The sequence below is a fragment of the Natronomonas aquatica genome (assembly GCF_024449025.1).
Classification (GTDB): Archaea; Halobacteriota; Halobacteria; order Halobacteriales; family Haloarculaceae; genus Natronomonas; species Natronomonas aquatica.
Window position 1 is genome coordinate 1 of the sequence record NZ_JAHLKM010000061.1, and the last position, 4,469, is coordinate 4,469.

Here is a 4,469-nt window from a genome sequence, read left to right on the forward strand (position 1 = left end):
TGAGGAGACGGTCGAGGAGGAGTCGGCCGACCGGGACGGTCTCGACGAGTCGCAACGTGCGGCCGTTATCGAGCTGGTCGAGAATGAGTCGGCGGCGTCGGCGGTCCAGGTGGTCGGTCGGTTGTGCCTCCCGCCGTCGGCGGTCGAGGAAGTGCGGGTGCTCCTCGACTAAGGACACGTGGTCGTTGGAAGGACGGTGTGTCGTTCGGCGGTGGCCTCTCGGGCGACCATACATAGTACGGTTGGACACCGACAGACGACACCGACGGCACCGGCCGCCGTCCGGTGGTTTGGTATGCGTGAGTGTCGGTCGGGTGTCTCGGCCCCTCTCGCGTTAGTATGTATGTGGTGAGTGTGTGCTGTCTCTCTCTGTGTGTCGGCCACCGACTCCCTCCCTCCCGCCGTGCAACTAATTCCGCGACTCTCTCACCCTATCACGCGTATTACGATAGATGTGTGTCGGGTTGGTTAGTTAGTTGGGCCAAAGTGGTGTGTGTCGGTGTGTGGCCGTCCGGCCGCCGTCGGGCGGTTTGTCGTGGCGGCCCTACGTCGAGAGTGTGTTTCGTCCGGCCGCCTTCGGGCGGTTTGTCGTGTTGACCGGTACTGGTGCCGTTCTGGTACCGGTGGGTCGCACGTTGCTTAACTTATCTAGATGGCCCCACTACCCGTGTGTCCTCTCTGTCTTTCTCTCGCCCGTCGGCGGCCTCGATCGCGACGGAGGCCCCGCCCCGCAACGTTGTGCTCTGATTCCCCTCTCCTCATAGTACAATACAGCACTATGGTGGGATGTTGTTGCACGGTGGTGGCCGCCCGCCGTCCGGCGGTTGTGTGGCCGGAATAACAACACGGTGTGCCGCCCGCGACCAGGTGTTGTTACGTCGCGTCGGTGGCCTCTCACTAAGTACAGTACAGTACGTGGTGTGGTTGTTTGTCTGTACGTCGAGAGTGAGGCCGCCGTCCGGCGGTTCCGCACGTCGAGAGAGTACAACCGCCGACTCTCCCTCTCACGATATTAGGTAGTGGGTAAGTGGGGTGTGTGCTGTGGCTGACCGGACGGCGGCACCCCTCCGTGCGTTAGTCGGCGGCCTCTCTCACTCTATGGGTGCGTATGTGTATAATTATAGGCCTCTCGCTGGTTACTACTGGCTTCATTTCGGTAATCCCGCCGCCGTATTGCGGTTTTGGTGTGTCAGAGCGTTAATCGGTCGGGAGAGGCGCTTTACCGGCGGGATTTGGTGGGTGGTGTGTGGTGGCTCCGATATGGCCGTGTGTCGGGTGTAGGCGGCCTCTCGCGGTGGTATGGCCGTTGGTGTCGGTATCGTGGTATGGTGCCGGTGGGCCGTGAATCCGGCCGCCGTCGGGCGATTAACGCTCTTTGACACGTCGAGTGTCGGCCTATCCCGCCGCCGTCCGGTGGTTTGTCTCTCTCGCCCGTCGCTGGTTGTGTGGCGGAGCGTTAATCGTGCGAGTGATGGCCGCTACCTGTTGGTATCGCCCGATAGAAGCGAACGGAGGCCGGGGAGGGATGACCACAACAGTATCACGGCGATGTAGGCCCCGGCGAGTGTTCCGGCGGCCTCGATCCCGGCGACGGTGAACACGGCGATGTAGCCGACGGCACCGAAGATTGAGAGCTTCTGTATCGTGTCGAGTGTGTCGTCCGTGTTGTCCAGCCCGTCACGAATGAGTCGGCGTGCGGCCTCCGTCTTGCCGAGTTCGTTGGCCTCCCGGTATTCCTCGAATTGTCGCTTTGTTTGGGGTGTGAGTCGGGTGCCGACCGTTTCGGAGTAGTTTTTCGTTTCGCCCGTTTTCCCGTTGCTCATACCTGTTAACTTCTGTTAACATAGACATAAAACTGGTGGTAATACGGACTTGTCGGGGCGAAACGACTAAGCCACCGGACGCACAAGGAGCGCAGTAACGAGATACGCTACGCTAAAGAGTGAAACAACATCTCCGGGGTGAGACCGGAGACGGCCGGGAAGGCCGCCATCAACGGCCTTCCCGGAGGAACCGACGCTGGGGAGCGTTGTTCCGTGTCTCCACTTACTCCGTCCGTCGGCTAAGTCTTTACGGACGACACCAGACGGTCGGCAGACTGTTTGAACGTGCCGATACCGGCCGGTTCGGTGTTCGTTGTAGGGGCACAACTAATTGGCGTCAAGTGGTGCAAAGTTGCGTCACGTCGGGTAAGGTTGCACGTTCCGGCCTCGATCTCGACCGACCCCTCCTCTCCCTCCGGCGGTCCCGCGAGTTTCGGCGGTCTCGGTGTGACCGAGCCGCGAGAATACCCGTCTCGGAGCGGGGGCTTGTCCCCCGCGAGAATACGGCGTTTCTTGGAGCGGCGAGGGATTCCGGTATCGTGTCGGGGGAGGTGGTCTGAATGTCGGCCGAATCGGGTAACACCCCCTCTCGGCACTCCAACGGGAGTTACCCCGCGTTGGCCGGTTCAGACGCTAACACGGCGGATTCGGAAAACCGGGAGTACGCCGAGGAGCGGCCGGACGTGCCGACAGTCGAGGAGCGGGTGACCGGCCTCTTGGAGCAGTGGCCGGATCGGTGTATGGTGCCGGTGTCGGAGACCCACGGCACCAAGCTACGGGAGGAGGCCGTGCGAGAGCCGGAGACGGTCGAGGAGACGGTATCGGTGGGGGAGTTCGAGGAGACGGTCACGTATCAGACGGTCAAGCAGTCGGCACACCCGCACATCGTGGTGGTCGAGGAGTTCCTAAACTGGTTCGAGCGGTACCGGGACCTGTATCTGAAGTTGGAGAAGCGCGAGCGGCACAAGGCCCCGGAGGAGTTCCTCATCGGCCTGGATAACAGCTACTCGACCGATTACCAAGACCGGCAGTATGCCCGACTCAAGGCGTGGGAGCGGCAAATCGTGGGTGGCGACTACTCCGACGGGGACGACGGGGACGACGGGGACGACGGGGACGACGGAGACGGTGAGGAGGAGCTGGTCGAGGAGGTCGAGGGGGCGTACGAGGAACCGGTCGTTGCGATAGGCGGCCTCACGCAGTCGGCGTATCGGGAGCCGGGTGACCCGGCCTCCGGTCTCAAGCCGGTGTGCGACCACGACCGGGAGATACGGGACGCGTGGACCGGTTCACGTGATTCGGTGAAACGGACGCTCCGGTACGTTCTGGAGGATTCGCTCGGCCTCCCGTCGGACGCTTACACCTGGTGGTGGCAGTCGGAGCCGCACGGCGGCGAGGGTGCGAACACCGACCGGTCACACTCGCACCCGGTGATAATGCTGGATGCGGCCGCCGCCGACGTGTCGGCCGACGCGATCTCCCCGGAGACCTTCCGGCCGGTGGTGGCGAAACACGTGTCGTTGGTCGAGGGGGCGACGTGGGACGCCCACGACGTCGAGGACACGTTTACGGTCGAATCCGGCGACAACATCGAGAGCGTAGCCGGCTACGTTGCGAAGTACATCGGCGTTGACCCGGAGACGGACCTACTCGAACGGTCGGATTCGTACCTGATGTGGGCGGCTTCGCAGTGGGCGACGGCGACACAGAAGTACAGTCGGGACCGGGTGTGTACGGCGGCGACGAAGGCCGACGCGTGCCACCAGCGGTACGCGTCGGAGGAGTCGGACCAGGCTCACGACCACGGCGAGGTGGTGGTGCGGTCGGCGGCGGGAGCGCCGACAACGTTCGAGTGTGTCGAGTGTGGGTCGTCGTTCGGCATCGACCAGGAGTGTACCCTTACTGAACACCGGACGGCACAGACGGCCGCTGACGGCGTGTGTGCGGCCGACGGTGGTGAGGTGGTCGAGGAGGCGTCGGAGACCGCCGACGGTCTCTCGGACGGTCTCCGGTCTCGCTGGCGGGACGCACGGGCGGCGGCGGTGGTCGGTGGGGCGGCGGTCGAACGTGAGTGCGACCACCGGGAGCCGGATACGTGCCCGCTGTGTGCGACGGAGACGGAGGCCCCGCACCATACGGTGTCGGGTGAGGTGCCGATACCGGAGAGTGCGGCACCGTCGGAGCCGGTCGAGGAGGAGTCGGCGTCGTTCCGTCGGCCCCCGACGTGGGAGCCGGTTGCGGTGGTGCGGGCGTGGTCGGAGGAGTCGGAGTCGGTCGGTGCGCCGTCGGGTGTCGAGTATGCGGAGGTGGTGGTCGAGGAGGCGGCGTCGGCGGCGGCCCAGGTGCCGGAGCGGTGTCGGCCGTTGCCGCCGCCGTCGTGGTTGGAGCGTCGGGAGGAGTCGGCGGTCGGTGCGCCGGAGCCGTGGGAGCGGCACCCGGTCGAGGAGTCGGACGTGCGGGAGGGCATCCTTCCGCCGCCGTCGGTCATCGCTCGCGAGGAACGGGAGCGAACGAACGGGGAACGGATCACGCCGAAGTCGTGGCCGAACGACTGGTACGCCCGTCGGTTTGAGGAGACGGTCGAGGAGGAGTCGGCCGACCGGGACGGTCTCGACGAGTCGCAACGTGCGGCCGTTATCGAGCTGG

2 protein-coding genes are annotated in these 4,469 nt (G+C 64.5%); one reads left to right on the forward strand and one right to left on the reverse strand.

Annotated elements, in window-relative coordinates:
• Positions 1-1,478: 1,478 nt before the first annotated feature.
• A complete protein-coding gene (locus tag KM295_RS16635; protein ID WP_256031487.1) occupies positions 1,479-1,823 on the reverse strand; it encodes a hypothetical protein in 345 nt (114 codons plus the stop codon).
• A gap of 617 nt (positions 1,824-2,440) precedes the next feature.
• Between KM295_RS16635 and KM295_RS16640 the strand changes: the two genes are divergently transcribed.
• Positions 2,441-4,469, forward strand: a 2,029-nt coding sequence (locus tag KM295_RS16640) for a hypothetical protein (RefSeq protein WP_256031488.1), incomplete at its 3' end; no start/stop codon positions are given.

Bases quoted from the DNA above. Each gene is read 5' to 3' on its own strand.
- KM295_RS16635 (WP_256031487.1), bottom strand. From the start codon at position 1,823: ATGAGCAACGGGAAAACGGGCGAAACGAAAAACTACTCCGAAACGGTC.